Raw genomic sequence first — 21,552 nt, 5'->3', positions numbered from 1 at the left:
CCACCTCCTTTGTAGCTTTAATGTAAGCTGCTCTATTAAAGTCATGAGGATGATATACTTGCTATTGAACAAAAGACACGAGGTGACAGAATGCTAGAATCTTATAATCATCAAATTGAAACAGATTATGGCAGGAATTTGCCTGTCTTTGAAAATGAAGAATTGGCCAAAGTGCATTACTATGAACAACGGAAAGAGAACTTGTCTCTATTAGAAGATATATATGCAGAACTCGGCTTAACATTAAACTATTCTGTAAAAAGTTTAATTGAACTAGAAGAAGTGTACTTTTCATTTTTTCAGGAAAATAAGTTTCGTGACTTTCAGCTCTCCATTGGGGACTTGGAAGAATGCATGAGCATTTACTTTGGTGAAGTCGTCACGATACACTTGGATGGTGCTTCATGGATCGTCAAAGAATATTCGTTTACTGAAGGCGCCTATGTTATGGGACTGCAGTGCGGACGCAGGGCGACTTATTTTTCTAACCTTTTTGAAGATCACTATATGACTGCAAAAGACGCTTCCGGACAGAAAATTCATCAATTGTATAAGCGATATGAGAGAAAAGCGAAGAAAATGGGACCAAACTGATTTTTTGTTTAGTCCCTTTTATTTTATATGATTATGAATATTTAATCTATTTAAGATGATGGATATTTTTCATTATTTTTGAATTTATTGGCAGAAAAAAGAGCCATGAAAAATGATGGCTCCCTCACTTCCTTATTTGCTCCAAACAATTGAAAATGTGGTTCCCTGATCAGAGGTCTCTTTAAGGATGAGGTCAGCCCCCAAGGCTTTCGCAAGCATTTTGCTGAAAGGCAAGCCTAAACCAAGACCTCTTACTTTGAGCTTTTTCTTTTCGCCGCGGAAGAAGCGTTCAAATACATAGTCTATTTCTTCTTCCGGAATGCCAGATCCCGTATCTATGACATCAATTCTCCCTTCAGAAAGGGAGACTGTAATCGACCCTTCTTTATCCAAAGCCTGATAAGAGTTATTTAGAAGATTGATCATAATTTGCTGTAATCTAAGGGGATCTGTGTCTGTATATACCGGCTCATCGGGCAGATTTACCCTAACTGAGGCGTGGTCATGCTGAGTGACTTGCCACTGCCTTACAACATCTTTGACGAGCTTATTCATATTGCTCGTTTCTGTCCGGATGGAGAATCCTCCGGCAGCTAATGAATTAAAATCCAGCAGGTCAGCAATCATGGTTTGCAGTCTATGGACTTCTTTTAGTGTGATGTCGAGAAACTCCTGACGCTCATCACCTGTAACGATGCCGTCCCTGACAGCCTGAACAAGTCCGCTTATTGAGGTAACCGGTGTTTTTAAATCATGTGTCACGCCTGCCAATAACTCGGCACGCAGTTGTTCAAGCTGGATCAAGCGATTCGTCATTTCTTTAAAAGAGGAAACTAAATCATAGATCTCAAGCTCCCTTGCATCCGTATCCAGCAAGATGTTGTAATCTCCGTCTCTTACTTGTGCTGCTGCCTTAGATACATCCTGTATTGGTTTTAAGATTCTTTTCGTTAAAAAATAAATCACACCCCATCCGAGAAAACCTAACCCAGCAAGCAAAGTAAACAGCAGCCGATATTCTTGATCGACATTCGTTAAATCGGAGGCGTTCTGCATGACAACCACCCAGCCCGTTTGGCTGCCCCCTAATTCAATCGGAGATTTGACTATGTATACCTCTTCCTCTTCATAACGGAATTTTTGTACGGCATCCTTCTCCTCAATCACTTCAGCCGGCAGATTCAGAGGGAAATGGTCCTGTTTATTTTCCCTGTCAGGATCCTGTCGGGAAGGTCCTGTATTTATAGCGGTTCCCTCCATATCCGTAATGAAAATCCGTGGCGGTTTGTCCATCTGAAGAACCTGTTCCCGATCACCCAGTCTTCTCTCCACATGTTCGAAATTACCGCCCGCTTCAGCAGCCCGATCAGCTGTTTCCACTGCCAGGTATTCCATTAAATGAATCCGATTCTCAAGAACGGTTTGTCTAATCCACCACACCGATCCCGCTCCCAGAATCATCAGTCCGACAATAAGTGTCATTAGATAGCGGGCCGTCCAGTATCTGAGCAGTGTTGTTCGTTTTTTATTTCTCATATACACTGAACTGATACCCCAATCCCCGCAATGTCTTTATTTCCCCTTGAGAAACGGGCCACGCTGCCAAAGCCTGCCGAATGCGTTTCACCGCCAAATCCACAGCCCGGTCGCTTCCGTCGTAATCCATTCCCCATACACTTGCTATTAAGTCCTCTCTCGTAAAGGTCCTGTTCGGCCTCTCGGCTAAAAATAGCAGCAGGCTCAAGTCTTTAGGGGTTAAAAGAACGTTCTCATCGCTGATTGTGACAGCATGTGAGTCCAGATTTATTTTCAAACTGCCAAACTGTCTTGTATTTTCAGTTGCAAGTCCGCGGGCAGATCGCCGAAGCACGGCATTGACCCTTGCAACTACTTCTTCCCCGATGAAGGGTTTGGAAATATAATCGTCCGCACCTTGATTTAATCCCTTTAGCTTGTAGTCAATGTCGCCAAGAGCCGTCAGCATGATCACGGGACAAGAGCTGTTCTTGCGAATGCTCTGAAGAACATTCCACCCATCCGTTTCAGGAAGCATGACATCAAGTAAAATGAGATTGGGTACATGCTGATGAAACAGCTTTAACCCTTCCGTGCCGTCAAATGCCTGAATCACCTCGTATCCCTCGTGCTTCAGGTATACGGATAGCACTCTTGAGATCGTTTGTTCATCTTCTATAATTAAAATGGTTTTCATGGTTGGCCCTCCTGTCTCAACTATACAAAAAGGCTCTTTTGGAAAATAGGGTTTTTTCGTAAATTTACGATGAAAATTCCCTGATTTTCACCAGGGAATTCGTCAGCCTGTGATTGATCTCTTAATGACCTCTGCCGCCATGATGACCGCCGCGTCCCTCTTGATGTCCGGGACCGCCATCAGGTTTAAATCCGCCTTTTCCAAAGCCTAATGAATCTTCATCAAATAGTTCTTCAAGCTTTTCGGCATCTTTTTTCTCAATTTCTTTGGTCAGCTCTTGGGTTGTTTTACCGGACGTCGAAATACCAAGCTCCTTAGCCAGGTTGTTAATTTTTTTCTCTCTTACTTCTTCCGCAATTTCCATGATGCTTTTTCCATCAATTGTGATGTTCCATTTTTTTGCGTCTGCTTTCACTTTTGCTGAAGAAACTTCCTGTGCAACTTCTCTTATTTCTTTACCTTCTACTGAAATGCCCAGCGCTTTAGCTTCTTTTTTTACTGAAGCAGTAAAGACTTCCTGCTGAAGTGTATTCAAATCCTTGTCGGCTGTTGACACGCCTAATTCCTTTGCTTTTTTATTTAATGAAGCTGTTTGGATTTCATCCCGCAGTGTTTCTGCATCTTTGGATCCTGTCGAGATGCCAAGCTCTTTAGCCTCTTTTTTAAGCTTCGCTAAATGAATGTCATCATGCAGAGTTTGCGCATCTTTATTAGCTGTTGCTACCCCTAGTTCCTTTGCTTCTGCCTTGAGATTCGCCAATCTTACTTCCTCAGCCAGCGTTTCAATATCCTTGTCCGCTGTCTTAATTCCAAGTTCTTTGGCTTCCTTCTGGATTTCGGCTTTACGAATCTCAACCATTAGCGTTTCAGCATCTTTTCCGCTTGTGCTGATTCCAAGTTCCTTTGCCTTTGCAAGGAGTTCTTCAGAATCTCCTGCGAAAAATCCTTTATGTCCAAAACCTTTACCCTTAAAATCAAATGCTGACTTTTCCGATCCTGATGACTCTGTTGAACTGCCGTCCTCATTTGCAAAAGATGTAGTGACATAGCCTCCAAATAATAATGCGCCTGCTAATGAAAATCCTACAACTGATTTTTTCATATGACATCCTCATTCCTCTTCTTTTTGTCTGAGGTTAACATTCTGTCAACCTTGTACTATTAATTTACCGGGTGAATAAGTCAGCCAAATGTCAAAAACAAAAAAACTTTAGAATTTCTTCCCTGCAGCAAACTCCTTCATTTTCCTAATTTTAGATGTTAGGAATCAGATGAAAGTATGTCAGGTACATGTCAAAATCAACAAAGGACCCTTAAAAAGAGTCCTTCGTTCTTTATACGCTGATCGTTATTCTCCGCTTTTCAGTATTTGACTGAATCGCGGCTTCGTTCACTGCCGTTAACAGCAGGGCATCCTCATTCGAAATAGATGGAGTTTTTCCAGACTGGATGGCATCCGCCCATTGTTCCATTGGAATCGGAAGTTCTTTTGGCAGCTGTTCAATCACATGAGTACCTTCGCCGTTTCTAAGCTCCACTTTTCCATCCTGAATCAGCAGGCATCCTTCTGTTCCGTATAATTCGAGATAAAACGGGCTTCCATGTGAAACAAACGAGGTTTCGAGCACGCCAGTTACACTGTTCTCATAGGAAATGAGGACAGAAGCCTGGTCTTCCACTTCTTTTGAATAAACGTAATCAAAATGAGCGGATACTTCTTTAGGTTTTCCTGCGAGGCGGTTGAGCAAATAGATCGGATGAGCGCCTAGATCTATGAGAGCCCCTCCGCCGCATTGCTCAGCATTGTAGAAGTGCGCCGGCAGCCATCCTTCAGGGTTTTCCGCTGAAGGCACTGAACCGTTATGAGCGACACGGCATCTTGCCATTTTGAGTTCTCCAATCAAGCCATCCTTCAGTGCTTTTTCCGCATACAGGTAATAGTTTGTGCTCAGCCTAGGCATTGAGACCACAAGAGAAACTCCCGCTTTCAGGACAGCTTCAAAGATTTCTTTGCAATCCGCTGTTGTTAACGCCAGTACTTTTTCTGTAAAAATATGCTTTCCATGCTGCGCTGCTTTTATGATGACTTCCTTGTGCATGTTAGTCGGCGTGTCAACAACCACCCCTTCAATAGCAGGATTGCTTAGAACCTTCTCAAGCTCAGGTTCAAATGGAACATTCAGTTCATTTGCCCACTGCTGCCCTCTTTCTTTGTCCTCATCCCATACATGCGTAATGGTCAATTTAGAGCTGTTATGTATATCTCTTTCATAATCAACGGCATGGACGTGCCATTTGCTCAGCATTGCGACTGAAATCATTTTTTTCCCTCCCGGAAGTTTTTTACACTTATAGCTTCCTTTTCAAACACCTGATTTCCTTTTCATTTTTTGGAGTATTTTTTTATTAGAGAGGTTTTTTCTTTGGATAAAAGAGGGAATCTGCCTGTTATACCCTAAGGAGGAAAACGAATGAAGCTTCATAACGGTTCTCTATACTGGTCTCAAACAGCCAGCCATGTTCAGGCATATCCTGAACTGCAAGATACAATAACATGCGATGTCCTCATCGTTGGAGGGGGAATGTCTGGTGCTTTGTGTGCTTACACCCTTTCAAAATATGATTTAAATACAATCGTAGTATAAAAAAGGACTGTCGGCAGCGGCAGTTCAAGTGCAAATACAGGGCTCCTTCAGTTTTCAAATGATACGATGCTGCATAAATTCATCAAAAAAATAGGTGAAGAGAAAGCGGTCCGTTTTTATAAAATGTGTTTAAAAGCAATAGATGGGCTTGAACTTGCAGCTAAAATTTTATCGAAAGAAGTCGATTTCATCAGAAGAAAAAGCCTGTATTATGCAAGCACTTAATGCAGGGAGCGAAAAACGATTTTCAGCAAACAAAAAAACAGCACTGCCATCAGGCAATGCTGCTCTATTTATTTCTTCTTTTCATCATAGTATTGAACGGGATACATGGAGCCCTCTGAGACCATTTTATTATCTTCAACGTCGTGAGGATCTGGATGACCCGCTTTTTCAACAGGGAATGAATCTGTGTTTTTGCGCGCAAAGTAGGGAATCTTGTTTTTGGCGCTTTGAACGAATCCTGTTACCTTTTGACGGTTTGATTTATCCTTTAATAAATAGGATGTCACTCCGACTCCGACTGTTGATAAGGCAATTCCTGAAATTAATGTTTTCTGTCTCATACAAGTTGCTCCTTTCGTATTAAAATTTGTTGCTTACTTTTTATTACCCGCTTCTTTCTTTTGTAAAACATAGAAACTTAAAGAATAAAGCGCCGCACCAAAGTGCAAGTGTTCAAAAGCTACCTTTTCTTCTTATTCCGGCTGTATATATCAAACCACACAGCAAGGACCAGAATGCTTCCTTTTACAATCAGCTGCCAGTAGGCATCGATATTCATGATGCTCATGCCGTTATCAAGACTTGCCATAACAAGGGCTCCTATGATGGCGGCTGGAATGGTGCCGATTCCGCCCATTAAGCTTGTTCCGCCGATGACACAGGCTGCAATGGCATCAAGCTCATACATGTTCCCCGCTCCAACCGTCGCTGCGTTTACACGAGCCGTTAAGACAAGGCCGGCAATGGCTGCAAGTGTATTTCCGAGGACAAATACAAGCAGAATTCTCCGTTTCATGTTAATCCCGGACAGAACCGCAGCTTCAGGGTTCCCCCCAATTGCATAGACCTGTCTTCCAAACACGGTCTTCTTGACAATAAAGTGAAACACGACCGCGAGCAAAATCACGGTGATAAACGGAATTGGAATGCCTTGGTATTGGTTCATCAGGTAAACGAAAGTAAAGATCAGCCCACCAAACCCAACAGATGTAATGAGTGTCCAATTCATTGAGAGAACTTCAAATCCGTACTTAATTCTCGCATTGCGCTGTCGTTTCATTCTACTATTAAAAAAGGCTGCACCGCTAACGAGTCATCAGCGATACAGCCTTTTTATTCTGCATCAAAATAAAGACGTTTCTTCTTCAATCTGAATGGGAATCTTTTTCCTCATGGACATAGGGCTGTGCGGGAGGTTTTATGTTTGCTGCTTTTTTAATTAGCAGATAAGGTACCTCAGCTCCGGAATACGTAATTGTACTTAGCTCCCCTGAGACGTTAACCCACTGACGATCTTGAAGATCTTTTGCATTTTCCATCGTGGAAAGAAGACCATATAATCCGTCATGCTCATCCGCACAGCAAGGATCACCGCTTCTCGCAATAACAAATTGCTCTTCCGAAAAATCTTTTTCTCGGAATACAAACCCAGTCAATTCAATCTGTTTTCCCTCAAACTCTTTTGGAAATCGATCAAGAACATCCAATATTAAGATGTAATTTTCATTTGAAAGAGTGATTTTATCCATACTCAATAAATCATTTTTTTGATTCTCATAATATTCATCAGGTTTATCTTCAGCGTGATGATCATCTTCATGCGCAGGTTCATATTTTTCATTTAACTTTTCCATATATCCATCAGGATCTTCTAAATACTCTTTCGCATTCTTTAATGTTTCTTCTTTTTCCTGAGATGCTTGTTTTTCCGGATCTCTCTCTTCTTTTTCTGGCTGCATACTTATTACCAATACAATACTTCCGACTATCAGAAAACATAAAGATATAGTTATCATAAAAACTTTTTTCATTATTTTTAACTCCTACTCCATTGAATGACTGGGGACTGAATAACACCCTCTCCCAGTGTAACAAAAAGAAAGGAAGTTTCGTCATTCATTAACGGAATTACTTATTTCCTTATATTTCTACTACTGCTCTTTGTATACACATGCATTTTCATGCAATTCACAACAGTGATTTCCCTATAATAATAAACTCTTTAATTCTCAATAATGCATGGTATTCTGACATTTTTAAAATAAAATTTTTTAGAAATACAGCAAAAAAAGTATTGCATATAAATACAACTTGATGCAAGATTATGTATATATTGTTTTTCACTATCATTTAAGGAGGACAGCTGGATGGAACATCTTGGATGGGTTTCAATCATTCCGCCACTATTAGCGATTGTGGCAGCACTTGTGACAAAAAACGTTATTATTTCATTATTTATAGGAACTTTTTCCGGAGTTTTAATTTTAACCGGGGGTATGCCGCTCACTGCAACTAAAACCATAATTAGTGATTATTTGTTTTTCCAATTAACAGACGGATATAATGCGGGTGTACTTGTACTGCTTGTTTTTATCGGAGGATTTGTGGCACTGATGGAAAAGTCAGGGGGAGCCGCTGCCTTTGCAGAAAAAGTCATCCGATTTTTAAATTCAAAGGCGAAAACACAACTGGCTGCGTGGTTTGGCGGCATTATAATTTTTTTCTCAGATCTCGGTACACCGCTCTTAGTAGGTCCGATATTTGAAAAGATATTTGATAAAGCAAAGATCTCAAGAGAAAAGTTAGCGTGGATTATTGATTCGACCTCTTCCCCAGTCGCCGTTCTTATCCCATTTATCGGGTGGGGTGTGTATATCATGGGACTGATTCAAAAAGAGTATGACAGCTTGAAAATTACCGAAACAGATTGGGATGCTTTCATACAAGCGATTCCTTTTCAATTCTATCCAATTTTAGCAGTATTGATGGTTCCGCTTGTTGCCTTAACAAAATTGGAGTTTGGGGCAATGTCAAAAGCTGAAAAGCGTGTACAGGAAACAGGCGCTTTATTTTGGCCGAACTCAAGACCAATGAGAAAGCCCGACAATATGACAGAACTGCAGAATACAAAGAGCAAGGCAAGCTTAATCTTTGTTCCGCTCCTCGTATTACTTGTCACTCTATTTGGAATGCTGATTCCTCTTGGGTTCCCATTTGAAAAAATTGAAGGAAGCGCATTCCGTGTCGCTTTAACAACTGCCTACTTATTCGCAGCTATCGTATTGATTGGGATGATGGTTTTCTATAAAGTGAAAAAATTCAGTGAAGTCTTCGATATCTATTTGTCAGGCATGCAAAGAATGATGACAGTCGCAGCGATTCTTGTATTAGCCTGGTCCCTTGGTACAGTAATGAAAAACTTAGGAACAGCAAACTATGTAGTAGAAATCATGGATGGAAACATCCCTGTCTACTTGATTCCTATTATTCTATTTGTGGGTGGAGCATGTATGTCATTTGCTACGGGAACATCATGGGGTACTTTCGCCATTATGATGCCGCTTGCTATTCCGATGGCCGTTCATCTTGATGCTTCAATCTATATCTGCATTGGAGCCGTGTTGTCAGGAGGAATTTTCGGAGATCACTGTTCGCCAATCTCTGATACGACAATCCTATCTTCTACTGGAGCCGGCACCGACCATATTGATCACGTAAAGACACAGCTTCCCTATGCCCTTTTAAATGGAGCTGCTGCACTTGCTGCCTACTTGATTGCTGGTTTGACTTCAAGCGTCCTTTCCCTTGGAGCGGCGATTATTATTATGATCGCGGCAGTAGTCGTTATTTCAAAATGGCAGAATAAAAAGAGTGTTGGGGTTCAATAGGAGAAATGATTTCAACCTGAGCCTTCTTCTTTTTTGGGGTACCGGCGCAGACTATAAAAGGAAGAATAAAAACAGTGGATTCTGCAAAAGAATCCACTGTTTTTCACATTTTAATATAGTTTAATGGTCAACCCTTTTATTCATGTAAAACCAACAGGCTCAAAATCCTAGCTCTGACCGATCTTATTTGCCAAAAGAGAGTCCTTATACTGGCTTGGAGACTTCTTACAGACTTTTTTGAACACGCTGCTGAAGTAATTCGGATCGTTGTAGCCGACTTCAAAAACAATTTCTTTCAAGCTGAAGGATCCTTTTTCCATCATCTTCTTAGCCTTTTCGATGCGGCATTTTATTAAATAATCGATATAGCTGATGCCGAGCTCTTCTTTGAAAATTTTACTGACGTATTGCGGAGAGAGATTGAACTCCTTAGCCATCGCCTCAAGGGACAGATCGGTATGGCAGTTTTTCTTGATGTACTGTTTCATCCGGTTTGGAGACTGGCTTGATTGATAGATTTGAAAAAGCTGATAGAGAGGGTAAATCGAGGCGATCAGGAAAATGATCATCGCAAACTTAAAACGTCTTTTCATAGAATCACCGTTTCATAGTTAATTAATTATAAGGGTTGAATGAGGTTTGTAAACGCTTTATTTTTCCAGCTCATTTTTCCTTTTTAAGGAGGCTGCAGATCCCTTGTCATTCATGGTCTTTCAAATTCCGGGATAGAATTTCGGGTTAAACTGTCTTAAAAAACAAAGAACCATTTCTTTAAAGAAATGGTCCTAAATCTAGGGTAACTTATTATTTTTGAATGCTCATGGACAGCTAGCGTTTTTTCCTGGCATCGAGCTCGGCTTCGATATGGGAGACTTTCGAAGACTCGCCCATTCGCAAGTAGGAGATTAAACTGACCGCAATACATGCAGCTACGTAGAAATAGAAGAGTGTCTCTACCCCAGAACTCTTCAGCCATAACGCAATAAACTCCGCAGTTCCGCCAAACACTGCAACGGTGAGTGCGTAAGGGAATCCAACCCCAAGTGCCCGAATTTCAGTCGGAAAAAGCTCGGCTTTCACAATTGCATTGATGGAAGTGTATCCGGTAATAATGATGAGACCCGCCATCATAAGCAAGAAAGCAACGATAGGATTCTTCGTCTGCTCCATGATCATGAACAGCGGGACGGTCAGCAACGTTCCTAAAATACCAAAACTTATCAATAGAGGGCGCCGTCCGATTTTGTCAGACAGCATGCCTGCGAGTGGTTGAAGCACGACGAATACAAGCAAGGCAATAAAGTTTATCCAGCTGACAATTTCCTTGTCAAGGCCCACAGTATTCACCATATACTTCTGTAAATATGTTGTATATGTATAGAAGGCGACTGTTCCGCCGAGTGTAAGTCCAACTACTGTCAGCACAGCCTTTGGATGTTTCATCAGAGCCCGAATGGTCCCAGCGTTCTCCCTGCTTTTTGAACCCATATTTGAGAACTGCTCTGATTCGTCCATCGTACGGCGCAGCCACAAGACGGCTAACGCACCCATTGCTCCGATGACGAATGGAATACGCCAGCCCCAGGACATCATATCGGATTCGCTGAGCGTTTGCTGGAGAATAATTTGGACACCAAGTGCCAGCAGCTGTCCTGCAACAAGTGTGACATACTGAAAACTCGAATAGAACCCGCGCCGGCCGCTGCTGGCCATCTCGGACAGGTACGTTGCAGAGGTTCCATACTCTCCACCCAGCGACAGCCCTTGGAGCAGGCGTGCAAGAACAAGAATAGCAGGAGCCACCACACCAATGGTGGCATAGCTTGGGGTTAAGGCAATGATTAGAGAACCACCGGCCATAACTGTGATGGAAAGCGTCAGTGCTGCACGACGGCCATGACGATCAGCGTAACGGCCCATCAGCAGGCTTCCTAACGGACGCATCAGGAAGCCGACGGCGAAAATAGCAGCCGTGTTGAGCAGTTGGCTAGTAGGATCTCCCTTGGGGAAGAACGCTTCCGAGAAATATACGGCAAAGGCAGAATAAACATACCAATCGTACCATTCGATCAAATTTCCAACCGAACCTTTGAAGATGTTTCCGGTTATGCGGCGCTTATTTGTGTAGTCAATAGATTTATTCACTTTTCATCCTCCTCTTTGATGTGTCTGAATTAGGCTCTCCCATATTGCTTTTTCAACCATTCACGTTCTAATAGCTTTAGAATCATTTCCATTTCGAATTATGACATTTCCCCATAAATCGACAGAAATAGTTTGAATTTTGTTGAAATTTAATTAATGGTAGCATTTATATTATCTATTGGTAAACATGCCATTGTTTCTATTTTTAGACCAAAATAAATTTCCGATGCATCATCATCCTTTGCATTAGAAATTTGTCTTTTTTTATCATAAATCTCTTGATTAAGATGATTGTGCTGACCGAGAAGTCATTCCAGAACAACTAAAAAAATCCCCAGGACCAGGTCCCGGGGATTTTCCGATTACATCTTTTGCTGTGATACGTTAATTCGATTCATTGCTCGGCGCAAAGCAAGTTCGGCACGCTTGAAATCGATGTCGTCTGTACTTTTGTTCAGACGCTGTTCAGCGCGTTCTTTCGCAGATTGTGCACGAGTTAAATCAATATCTTCTACAGTCTCAGCAGCTTGTGCCAAGATTGTGACTTTGTCAGGCCGTACTTCTAAAAAGCCGCCGCTAACAGCCACGAGTTCCGTGGATTTTCCTGTTTTCAACCGAACTGCTCCGATTTGAAGAGGAGCCACCAGCGGAATATGACCTGGCAAGATTCCGAGCTCACCGCTTTGAGCCTTTACGCTTACCATTTCGACGTCTGCATCGTAAACTGGGCCATCGGGAGTAACGACATTGACTTGTACTGTCTTCATACTCTATACCCTCCTGCGTCCCAAAATTATACTTCTACACCCATGTTCTTCGCACTTTCGATAACATCTTCGATGCGTCCAACCAGACGGAAAGCATCTTCTGGAAGATGATCGTATTTGCCTTCAAGGATTTCCTTGAAGCCGCGAACTGTTTCTTTAACAGGAACGTAAGAACCTGCTTGACCAGTAAACTGCTCAGCTACGTGGAAGTTTTGGGATAAGAAGAATTGAATACGACGTGCACGGGACACGACTAATTTATCTTCGTCATTAAGCTCATCCATACCAAGGATCGCAATGATATCTTGTAATTCTTTGTAACGCTGCAGCGTTTGCTGTACTTGACGTGCAACAGAATAGTGCTCTTCTCCAACGATTTCAGGAGATAATGCACGAGATGTTGAAGCAAGTGGATCCACCGCTGGGTAAATACCCATTTCAGAAAGTTTACGCTCAAGGTTTGTTGTTGCATCCAAGTGAGCGAAAGTTGTTGCAGGAGCCGGATCCGTATAGTCATCGGCAGGAACGTAGATTGCTTGAATCGACGTTACAGAACCAACGTTTGTAGACGTGATGCGCTCTTGCAATTGACCCATTTCAGTAGCAAGTGTCGGCTGGTAACCAACGGCAGATGGCATACGGCCAAGAAGGGCTGATACCTCTGAACCTGCTTGAGTGAAACGGAAGATGTTATCCATGAAGAAAAGAACGTCTTGTCCTTGATCATCACGGAAGTATTCAGCCATTGTAAGACCTGTAAGAGCTACACGCATACGTGCTCCAGGCGGCTCATTCATTTGTCCGAAAACCATCGCTGTTTTTTTGATAACACCAGAATCAGTCATCTCATGGTAAAGGTCATTTCCCTCACGAGTACGCTCTCCAACACCGGCGAATACAGAGATACCGCCATGCTCTTGAGCGATGTTGTTGATAAGTTCTTGGATAAGTACGGTTTTACCTACACCCGCACCTCCGAAAAGACCAATTTTACCGCCTTTGATGTAAGGTGCAAGAAGGTCTACTACTTTGATTCCCGTTTCAAGAATTTCTACCTCAGTAGAAAGCTGATCGAATTTAGGTGCTAGTCTGTGAATTGGATCACGACGGGATTCAGCAGGAATTGCTTCATCCAAATCAATGTTATCACCTAATACGTTAAATACACGTCCTAGTGTAACATCTCCAACTGGAACTGAGATTGGAGCACCTGTATCTAAAACTTCACTTCCGCGAACAAGGCCATCTGTTGATGCCATCGCAACGGTACGAACCGTGTCGTCACCTAGGTGAAGGGCAACTTCTAATGTTAATTCTGACGCTGCTTCATTTTCGCTTCGTCCTTTGAATGTAACTTTAAGGGCGTTATAGATTTCAGGAAGCTGACCACTTTGGAACTTTACGTCAACAACCGGACCCATAACTTGAGTAACGCGTCCTTTATTCATCGTTTTCCCTCCTAACTTGCTAGTGCAGAACATTTCTGTCTATGGAACCCATCTATTGGGCCTGTTTGTCTATTCGAGTGCCGCAGCTCCGCCGACGATTTCCGTAATTTCCTGCGTAATCGCAGCCTGACGTGCACGGTTATATGAAAGAGTAAGACTGTTGATAAGTTCTTTCGCATTGTCTGTCGCATTTTTCATCGCTGACATACGCGCAGCATGCTCAGAAGCTTTACTGTCTAAAAGTGCTCCGTAGATGAGACTTTCAGCATATTGTGGTAATAACACTTCTAAAATCTCTTCCTCAGAAGGCTCAAATTCATAAGATGTTTTCTTAGTAGAGCCAGCTAGATCAGAAAGAGGAAGAAGCTTCGTTTCTGTTACGTCCTGCTGAATAACACTTGCGAAATGATTGTAATACACGTAGATTTCGTCAAATGTTCCATCATTGAACATATTAACTGTGTTTGTTGCAATATCTTTAATCTCAGCAAATGATGTGTCATCTGCAATACCAGTCACTTCAAGAGCGATTTGAACACCGCGCTTCTTGAAGAATTCACGTCCGATCTTACCAATTGCAATTACAGCGTACTCATCTTTCGACGTGTGGCGCTTTTGCATTGCCTGGTATACGGCACGCAAAACGTTACTGTTAAGAGCACCAGCTAATCCTCGGTCAGACGTGATCACAAGATACGCTGTTTTCTTAACGGGACGGCTAACAAGCATTGGATGAGACACACCCGTACTGCCTAAAGCTATGTTTGCAACCACCTCTTGTATCTTATCCATATAAGGCACAAACGCTTTTGCGTTGTTTTCGGCGCGGTTCAGCTTTGCGGCTGAAACCATCTCCATTGCCTTAGTAATCTGGCTTGTTTTCTTCGTTGAGGTGATTCTTGATTTAATGTCGCGTAATGATGCCAAAGGTTCTCACCACCTTTTTATAAAAATCAACCTGATTCATTATCTTAAGATAAAGTATGAAGGCCTGCCTTCATACTTCACCTCATTATTCAGTAATCGCGAATGTTTTTTTGAATGCAGCAATAGCAGCATTGAAGTCGTTGTCTTCAGGAAGTCCGCCAGTTGTTCGAATATGATCAAGCAATGCTTTATGGTTTTGATCTAAGAATACATAGTACTCTTCTTCAAAGCGTTTAATATCTTCAACTGGGATATCATCAAGGAATCCGCGAGTTAAAGCGTAAAGAATCGCAACTTGCTTTTCAACTGCAAGAGGTTTGTTCAAGCCTTGTTTCAAGACTTCAACCGTACGTGCTCCGCGGTTTAATTTCGCTTGAGTTGCTTTATCAAGGTCTGATCCGAATTGAGCAAATGCTTCCAGCTCACGGTAAGAAGCAAGGTCAAGACGCAGTGTACCTGATACTTTTTTCATTGCTTTGATCTGTGCAGATCCTCCAACACGTGATACAGATAGACCGGCGTTAACCGCTGGACGTACACCTGAGAAGAATAAGTCAGACTGCAGGAAGATTTGTCCATCAGTGATGGAAATTACGTTTGTTGGAATGTATGCAGATACATCTCCAGCTTGTGTCTCAATGAATGGAAGAGCTGTTAATGAACCAGCGCCTTTTGCATCACTAAGTTTTGCTGCACGCTCAAGAAGGCGTGAATGCAAGTAGAATACGTCACCAGGATAAGCTTCGCGGCCTGGAGGACGGCGTAATAATAATGAAAGTTCACGGTAAGCAGATGCTTGTTTCGTTAAATCATCATAAACAACCAAAACGTGCTTGCCGTTGTACATGAAATGCTCACCCATAGTAACACCAGTATAAGGAGCTAAGAATAATAACGGTGCCGGCTGTGAAGCAGATGCTGTAACAACGATTGTGTAGTCTAATGCGCCATTTTTGCGAAGAGTTTCAACTACGCCGCGGACAGTAGATTCTTTTTGTCCGATTGCAACGTAGATACAGATCATATCTTCGTTCTTTTGGTTTAAGATTGTATCGATGGCAACAGATGTTTTACCCGTTTGACGGTCACCGATAATTAACTCACGCTGTCCGCGGCCAATTGGAATTAGAGAGTCAATCGCTTTAATCCCTGTTTGTAATGGTTCATGAACAGATTTACGATCCATAACGCCTGGAGCCGGGCTCTCAATTGGGCGAGTATGTGTTGTTTCGATTGGACCAAGGCCATCAACAGGCTGTCCTAGAGAGTTTACGACGCGTCCGATTAACGCTTCACCAACCGGCACCTCCATGATGCGTCCAGTGCGGCGAACTTCGTCACCTTCACGGATATCAGAGTAAGGTCCAAGGATAATGATACCTACGTTGTTTGACTCAAGGTTTTGAGCCATACCCATTACGCCGTTTGAAAATTCAACAAGCTCTCCAGCCATGACATTGTCGAGGCCATGAGCACGGGCGATACCGTCACCAATCTGGATAACTGTACCTACATCACTAACTTTGATATCAGACTGATAGCTTTCGATTTGCTTTTTAATCAGTGCACTAATTTCTTCTGCTTTGATGCTCATGAGTTTCACCCCTATCTACGATCTTTTTGCAACAAGTTGTCGCTCTATACGTTCAAGCTTTCCGCTTATACTTCCATCATAAATGCGATTGCCGATACGAAGCTTCACTCCGCCGATCAGATTCTGATCAATAACATTTCTTAAACGAAGAGATGTTTTGCCGATTTTTTTGGCAAACGTATCAGACAGCGCTGTTAATTCATCTTGATCCAGCAGTCTGACAGAATAGACAATGGCGTCTTCTGTGCCGCGTTCGTCATTGGCAAGCTTCACAAAATGATCAGCAAGCTCAGGAATCACATTGATTCTTTGACGTTCAATCAAGAGTAAAATTGTACTTAAAACTGGTTGAGATAAAGAAGCGAACGCTTCACTCATCATGGATTTTTTCTTTTCTAGAAGCACTTTTGGATGTGTAAGCACGTTTAATAATTCAGGATTTTCTTTTGTTACCTTCTGGATCAAAAGCAATTCCTCTTCGAACTTGTCAATCGTGCGGTTTTCCTTTGCGATTTGAAAAAGAGCCAATGCATAGCGAGCTGCAACTATTTCTTTACTCATCGACCTTCGCCTACCTCTTTGATATAATCTTGGATAAGCTTTTCTTGTTCTTTTTCATTTAATTCTTTTTCAATAACCTTCGTAGCAATTAAAATAGATAATGAAGCTACTTGCTCACGAAGAGCGGCAACAGCTTGCTCTTTTTCCTGAGCAATTTCTTTAAGTGCAGACTGCTTCAGGCGTTCTGCTTCTGAACGAGCTACTTGGACGATTTCTTCTTTTTGCTTTTCACCAAGCTTCTTCGCACTTTCAACTAAACCCTGAGATTCAAGTCTGGCCTGCTTTAATAGTTCACGCTGCTCTTCAGCAAGCTTCTTAGCTTCCGCGTGTTTAGCTTCAGACGCGCTGATTTCAGATGCAATGTGCTCTTCGCGCTGTTTCATCATATTCATAACAGGTCCAAGAGCATATTTTCTCAGCAATGCAAGTAAGATTAAGAAAAGGACCAGCTGGAATACAATGTCTCCAGTATTTAAATGTAAACCTGCACCAACTACTAGATTTGACGTTAACATTGCCCGGTTTCACTCCCTTCAAGAGTTCCATGATGGGTTACTATCAAAAAAAAGCACGAGATTGTTCTGTTTGATTCTCGGCCGCATATTTAAATAGAAACATAAAGCAATGGCGAAGAAGGGTAAAAAACGATCTTCGCCATTTATGTAGAGAACCTGTCTCTTTATTAACTTCCTAATACGATAAACGCGATAACTACTCCGATGATAGGAAGTGCCTCAACTAATGCGATACCGATGAACATGATTGTTTGAAGCTTACCTTGTAGTTCAGGCTGACGAGCAACACCTTCTACTGTACGTGAAACGATAAGACCATTACCAATACCAGCACCAAGTGCCGCTAAGCCGATTGCAATTGCAGCTGCGATTAAATTCATTATATAAATCCCCTCTCAAATTATTAAAAAGTTTTTTGATTCTGATGAAACTGTTGAAACATATTAATTAATGGTCGCTGCTCACTTTGTGAGACATATAAACCATTGTTAACATTACAAAGATAAATGCTTGGATGGAACCTACAAAAATACTGAATGCCTGCCATACCATCATTGGCAATACGGCAGATAAAGCGCCGATTGGACCAGTTACTGCAAGTCCAGCGAGAAGTCCCAAAAGGATTTCTCCGGCATAGATGTTACCGTAAAGACGCAAGCCAAGAGTCAGCGTGTTAGCGAACTCTTCAATGATCTTGATCGGGAAAAGGAACGCCATCGGTCGGAAGAAATCCTTCCCATACTCAGCTGTGCCCTTCATTTTCACACCATAATAGTGTGTCAAAGCCACGACCATAACAGCAAGAGTCAGTGTAATCGTTGGATCTGCTGTAGGTGATTTCCACCATAGCTCATGGTTTACAGCAATTGAAAACGGCAGCCCGAGCATATTTGATACAAATATGTACATTAGGAGCGTAACGCCAAGCGTCAAGAATTTCCCGCCTGTATGCCAGTCCATTGAACTGTTGATGATTCCCTTGACGAAATCAACGATCCATTCAAAGAAATTCTGCATCCCTGTCGGCTTCATTGCCAATTTGCGAGTGGCTAGTACCGCTATTAGAAAAACGATAACACTTGCAACAGTGATCATTAAAACATTGGATAAGTTAAAAGTAAGGCCTAAAAACTCTACTATAGGAGCTTCGTGATGCAATAGATTCACCTCTCTTCCGGCTAAGCGCGTGAGTGTTGAAAAACATAATCTATCATAATGACAATATAAACTGTCATTAATCCAATAATGACACTAACCATATTCAGATATTCGGGAAACTTGATCGCGAGCAGGGCAGCTAAACCAGCTGACGCCAATCGGGATGCAGTGCCCAATGACCTGACCTTCCTATTCTGCTGAATCGCTTCACCGAACTGAACTTGCTTGCGCACCATTGACCATAAGTTGAACAAACTGAGTGCTGTTCCAAGCGCCAGCCCCAAAAAGACAGACTGATACCCGGTAAATCCCCAGCCTACGGCATAAAAGGACAATAGGTAGAACATATACTTGCGATATCTGTGGTACATCTGGTGCAAATCAAACATGAATGATTCAGTCTCCTGAAAAAAAGTGGTGGACTAGCTTGATCATCGCGGAAATACCGATTCCGAGCCCAATGAACAGTCCTATGATCATAAAAAGCGGTTCAGTCTGGAAATATCGGTCGAGCCATCTTCCTGAAAAGATGCCAATTAGTGTTGAACCGACTAGCTGAGATAGAATGCCTGTCATTAGTGCCATGGCCTGCATTGGATGACGCTCTTTTTTGCGCATTCACAAGTCCTCGCTAATAGATTAATAAAGGATTTTTCTGGGGATAAAAGCGGTATATGAAAGCGGTATGAAAACCTTATCATTTACCCTCGTCTAGCATACAATAGGCTCTAGTCAATGTCAATTGCTTTAAAACCAAAAAACTGACAATCAAAAAAGCCTATCACAAAAAGTTCACATTTGATTTTCAGCGCTCTTTTTCCTCAGGGTTTTCAAGGATAAGATCTGTTTCCATTGTATCTTCCTTGCTGCCTTTTCTTGCAAAAATGACCGCTTTATAAAGTCCGTCTTTCAGCTTAAGATCGTCTTTTTTAAACGTCTTCCTGACAACTCCTCTTTGAAGATTCCTGCCCCAGTCAAGAAAGCCCTCAAATCTGAGTGAATCAGGGTCATACAGCGCAATACCCATTTCATCAGCTCCGCCAGGCAGATAAAACTCGTACTTATACGTTCCTGCTGTATCACCGAATCCAAATTCAAATCCCATCACACGGGGATAATCCGGTTCATCTACTACATATAGATAAGGAAGCTTTTCGATTCGGCCGCCTGCTTCCACATCCATCCATCCATGATGAAGTCCCGCTTCCATCCCATTTGAATAAATATCCAAAGTTACGAATACATCCTTTTGCTGTTTTGGTTCAACCTCCACTTTTTGCGGAATCCCCCATTGAAGACCTTTTGTATACGGGGGGTATTTAAAAGTGTAAGCCTTTTTTTCATCTGACTGATTATCAAGAGTCAGCTTCACTTTTTTTCGGATACGGTCACCATGCAGGGGAACTTGTCCGATTGACAATGAACCCGGATAAAGAAGCGCTTCTGTTTCCAGGGCACGTGTTAAATTGATCCTCCCCGTTCCCTGCTCGACGGGTTCATAGTAGACTCCGTCCTTGTCTTTCAGAGGCTCTGCTGAATTCATTAAGGCAGCTTTGATTTGCTCCGGGTTCCAATCTGGATGCGCCTGTTTTAATAGAGCACTGGCTCCTGCAACATGCGGCGCTGACATGCTTGTTCCCTGAAGACTTAAATATCCCTCCGGAACTGTGCTGTCAATTGCTACTCCGGGAGCCACGACATCCGGCTTGATTTCCCACGTATAGGTGACCGGACCTCTTGAGCTGAAATCTGCAAGCAGATCAGATTCATTCTGATAGACTGTTCGAGCAAGAGCACCATTGTCCAATTGTTTTTTAAGCCATAAACCATCCTCTTTTGAAATGGAGACGACCGGAATACCTACTTCAATTTCAAGGTTTCCCGCAAAATTACCTTTCATGTTGTTGTAAATGATAATAGCCTTAGCTCCAACTTTTTCCGCAAAAAGGGCTTTTTCAGTAAACGTAATCTTTCCTCTCTCTACAAGAACAATTTTCCCATTCATATCCGATTTATACTGATGCTCTTCACCGATGCCGGCAAAGACGATTTCTTCCCCTTGATTAAGTATCCACTCTTTAGACCCTGCAAGGGCTGTGATGGGAACCATTTTCCCCGTACCGCTAAGCTTTAAATAAGGTATTTTTTGCGGAGGAGTGGAAGCCCCGACAGAAATGGATTTGCTTGAAGTGCCGGGCGAGCCGATTGTCCAGACTCCAGGACCTGAATTCCCGCTTGACGTCACGGCTACAATTCCGTGTTCAACTGCTCGATCTAAAGCGAGACTTGTTGGCCAGTCAGGTCCATTGACAGTATTACCAAGCGATAAGTTTAATACATCCACTTTATCTTCAATGGCCTTTTCAATTGCTGCTATCACTTGTTCGCTAGTGCCGTATCCTCCAGGACCCAGCGCACGATATGCGATGATTTCCGCTTCCGGTGCTACGCCCTGAAGTTTCCCATTCGCTGCAATGATTCCGGCCACATGTGTACCGTGCAGTGTTTCCGTTCCATCTGTCGCTTTTGTTTCCATCGGATCGCTGTCACCGTCTATGAGATCTGCTCCGCCGTGATAGCTTCGGTTCAAATCCGGATGCGTATAATCTATCCCTGTATCAATAATGCCGACCTTCACTCCCTTGCCTGTCAGCCTTTTATGGTGAGAATCGAATTTTCCGCGAACTTCATTACCGCCGATAAACGGGACACTCTCTTCAAGGTCGGCATGATAGGCCGTAACCGGACTCGCGTGCAATACATGGGGTTCTTTCTGAAGAGCTGCCAGATCTTTATGCCTTCCTGCAACTGTGAAGCCGCTGAATACTTTTTTATAGGTACGGCGAATGTGAACATTTGGATAAGATTGCGTAATTTTTTGGGAGAAGACATCTGCATGTTCTTTTTCAACTACGATCATGATCGTTTCTGTCTTATCCGGTGATTCCTCAGGAATAGCCGGGATAGCAGGGAACGTTTCTGCCTGTCCTGAAAAAGAAATCAGCATGAAAAATATAAAAGAAATCGTGCATTTTCGGCCCATTTTTGTCACCTCCCTCTTATTCTTTTCTAAGGAAGGTTCTTTCATGTAAG

At 42.5% G+C, this 21,552-nt stretch carries 23 protein-coding genes; 3 read left to right on the top strand and 20 right to left on the bottom strand.

Going from position 1 to position 21,552, the window contains the following annotated elements:
- The first annotated feature begins 90 nt into the window (after positions 1-90).
- Positions 91-594, top strand: coding sequence for a hypothetical protein (locus tag QFZ72_RS03120; protein ID WP_307429245.1), 504 nt, complete (start codon positions 91-93; stop codon positions 592-594).
- A gap of 132 nt (positions 595-726) precedes the next feature.
- Here QFZ72_RS03120 and QFZ72_RS03115 read toward each other — a convergent pair whose 3' ends face one another.
- From QFZ72_RS03115 to QFZ72_RS03100, 4 genes are all read right to left on the bottom strand, one after another.
- On the bottom strand, positions 727-2,130 hold the full coding sequence (locus tag QFZ72_RS03115) for a sensor histidine kinase (protein WP_307439567.1): 1,404 nt from the start codon (positions 2,128-2,130) through the stop codon (positions 727-729).
- Positions 2,120-2,806, bottom strand: coding sequence for a response regulator transcription factor (locus QFZ72_RS03110; protein ID WP_307429242.1), 687 nt, complete (start codon positions 2,804-2,806; stop codon positions 2,120-2,122). Before QFZ72_RS03110 ends, QFZ72_RS03115 begins: the two co-directional genes overlap by 11 nt.
- A gap of 121 nt (positions 2,807-2,927) precedes the next feature.
- A complete protein-coding gene (locus QFZ72_RS03105) occupies positions 2,928-3,908 on the bottom strand; it encodes a hypothetical protein (RefSeq protein ID WP_307429239.1) in 981 nt (326 codons plus the stop codon).
- A gap of 232 nt (positions 3,909-4,140) precedes the next feature.
- Positions 4,141-5,127 carry a Gfo/Idh/MocA family protein gene (locus QFZ72_RS03100; RefSeq protein WP_307429236.1) on the bottom strand — a complete coding sequence of 329 codons (987 nt, stop codon included), beginning with the start codon at positions 5,125-5,127 and terminating at the stop codon, positions 4,141-4,143.
- Positions 5,128-5,277: 150 nt separating this feature from the next.
- On the opposite strand from QFZ72_RS03100, the gene QFZ72_RS03095 reads away from it, so the two are divergent.
- Positions 5,278-5,451 (top strand): FAD-dependent oxidoreductase, encoded by a 174-nt coding sequence (locus QFZ72_RS03095; protein WP_307429233.1) that lies wholly within the window; start codon positions 5,278-5,280, stop codon positions 5,449-5,451.
- A gap of 293 nt (positions 5,452-5,744) precedes the next feature.
- On the opposite strand, the gene QFZ72_RS03090 is transcribed toward QFZ72_RS03095, so the two are convergent.
- The 3 genes from QFZ72_RS03090 to QFZ72_RS03080 form a co-directional block, all read right to left on the bottom strand.
- Positions 5,745-6,017, bottom strand: a complete 273-nt coding sequence (locus QFZ72_RS03090) for a hypothetical protein (protein WP_307429231.1) — start codon at positions 6,015-6,017, stop codon at positions 5,745-5,747.
- 119 nt (positions 6,018-6,136) lie between these two features.
- On the bottom strand, positions 6,137-6,685 hold the full coding sequence (locus tag QFZ72_RS03085; RefSeq protein ID WP_373464406.1) for an ABC transporter permease subunit: 549 nt from the start codon (positions 6,683-6,685) through the stop codon (positions 6,137-6,139).
- Positions 6,686-6,821: 136 nt separating this feature from the next.
- Positions 6,822-7,487, bottom strand: a complete 666-nt coding sequence (locus QFZ72_RS03080) for a TIGR03943 family putative permease subunit (RefSeq protein WP_307429229.1) — start codon at positions 7,485-7,487, stop codon at positions 6,822-6,824.
- 336 nt (positions 7,488-7,823) lie between these two features.
- On the opposite strand from QFZ72_RS03080, the gene QFZ72_RS03075 reads away from it, so the two are divergent.
- Positions 7,824-9,344 carry a Na+/H+ antiporter NhaC family protein gene (locus QFZ72_RS03075; protein WP_307429225.1) on the top strand — a complete coding sequence of 507 codons (1,521 nt, stop codon included), beginning with the start codon at positions 7,824-7,826 and terminating at the stop codon, positions 9,342-9,344.
- 167 nt (positions 9,345-9,511) lie between these two features.
- Here QFZ72_RS03075 and QFZ72_RS03070 read toward each other — a convergent pair whose 3' ends face one another.
- From QFZ72_RS03070 to QFZ72_RS03010, 13 genes are all read right to left on the bottom strand, one after another.
- Positions 9,512-9,937 carry a helix-turn-helix domain-containing protein gene (locus tag QFZ72_RS03070; protein ID WP_307429222.1) on the bottom strand — a complete coding sequence of 142 codons (426 nt, stop codon included), beginning with the start codon at positions 9,935-9,937 and terminating at the stop codon, positions 9,512-9,514.
- 235 nt (positions 9,938-10,172) lie between these two features.
- Positions 10,173-11,489 carry an MFS transporter gene (locus tag QFZ72_RS03065; RefSeq protein ID WP_307429220.1) on the bottom strand — a complete coding sequence of 439 codons (1,317 nt, stop codon included), beginning with the start codon at positions 11,487-11,489 and terminating at the stop codon, positions 10,173-10,175.
- A gap of 362 nt (positions 11,490-11,851) precedes the next feature.
- Positions 11,852-12,256 carry a F0F1 ATP synthase subunit epsilon gene (locus tag QFZ72_RS03060; RefSeq protein WP_307429217.1) on the bottom strand — a complete coding sequence of 135 codons (405 nt, stop codon included), beginning with the start codon at positions 12,254-12,256 and terminating at the stop codon, positions 11,852-11,854.
- Between the two features lie 26 nt (positions 12,257-12,282).
- Positions 12,283-13,704 (bottom strand): F0F1 ATP synthase subunit beta, encoded by a 1,422-nt coding sequence (gene atpD / locus QFZ72_RS03055; RefSeq protein WP_223438639.1) that lies wholly within the window; start codon positions 13,702-13,704, stop codon positions 12,283-12,285.
- Positions 13,705-13,773: 69 nt separating this feature from the next.
- The gene (atpG, locus tag QFZ72_RS03050) at positions 13,774-14,631 is read right to left on the bottom strand and encodes an ATP synthase F1 subunit gamma (protein WP_307429214.1); all 858 of its coding nucleotides are present in this window, start codon (positions 14,629-14,631) and stop codon (positions 13,774-13,776) included.
- An 85-nt stretch (positions 14,632-14,716) separates the two neighbouring features.
- Entirely contained in the window at positions 14,717-16,225 is a 1,509-nt protein-coding gene (gene atpA / locus QFZ72_RS03045; protein WP_223438641.1) for a F0F1 ATP synthase subunit alpha, read from the bottom strand.
- A 15-nt stretch (positions 16,226-16,240) separates the two neighbouring features.
- The gene (locus QFZ72_RS03040) at positions 16,241-16,786 is read right to left on the bottom strand and encodes a F0F1 ATP synthase subunit delta (RefSeq protein ID WP_307429210.1); all 546 of its coding nucleotides are present in this window, start codon (positions 16,784-16,786) and stop codon (positions 16,241-16,243) included.
- Positions 16,783-17,301 (bottom strand): F0F1 ATP synthase subunit B, encoded by a 519-nt coding sequence (atpF, locus tag QFZ72_RS03035; protein WP_307429207.1) that lies wholly within the window; start codon positions 17,299-17,301, stop codon positions 16,783-16,785. Before atpF ends, QFZ72_RS03040 begins: the two co-directional genes overlap by 4 nt.
- A 167-nt stretch (positions 17,302-17,468) precedes the next feature.
- On the bottom strand, positions 17,469-17,681 hold the full coding sequence (gene atpE, locus QFZ72_RS03030; protein ID WP_029283354.1) for a F0F1 ATP synthase subunit C: 213 nt from the start codon (positions 17,679-17,681) through the stop codon (positions 17,469-17,471).
- A gap of 67 nt (positions 17,682-17,748) precedes the next feature.
- Positions 17,749-18,459, bottom strand: coding sequence for a F0F1 ATP synthase subunit A (atpB, locus tag QFZ72_RS03025; protein WP_307439566.1), 711 nt, complete (start codon positions 18,457-18,459; stop codon positions 17,749-17,751).
- Positions 18,460-18,479: 20 nt separating this feature from the next.
- Positions 18,480-18,848, bottom strand: coding sequence for an ATP synthase subunit I (locus tag QFZ72_RS03020; protein ID WP_223438645.1), 369 nt, complete (start codon positions 18,846-18,848; stop codon positions 18,480-18,482).
- Positions 18,849-18,855: 7 nt separating this feature from the next.
- Positions 18,856-19,077, bottom strand: a complete 222-nt coding sequence (locus tag QFZ72_RS03015; protein ID WP_070877080.1) for an AtpZ/AtpI family protein — start codon at positions 19,075-19,077, stop codon at positions 18,856-18,858.
- Between the two features lie 187 nt (positions 19,078-19,264).
- Complete coding sequence (locus QFZ72_RS03010) at positions 19,265-21,502, bottom strand: S8 family serine peptidase (RefSeq protein WP_307429203.1); 2,238 nt, start codon at positions 21,500-21,502, stop codon at positions 19,265-19,267.
- Between the last annotated feature and the right edge of the window lie 50 nt (positions 21,503-21,552).

It is taken from the genome of Bacillus sp. V2I10 (assembly GCF_030817055.1).
GTDB lineage: Bacteria > Bacillota > Bacilli > Bacillales > Bacillaceae > Bacillus_P.
This window is presented reverse-complemented; position numbering and strand designations above follow the sequence as displayed.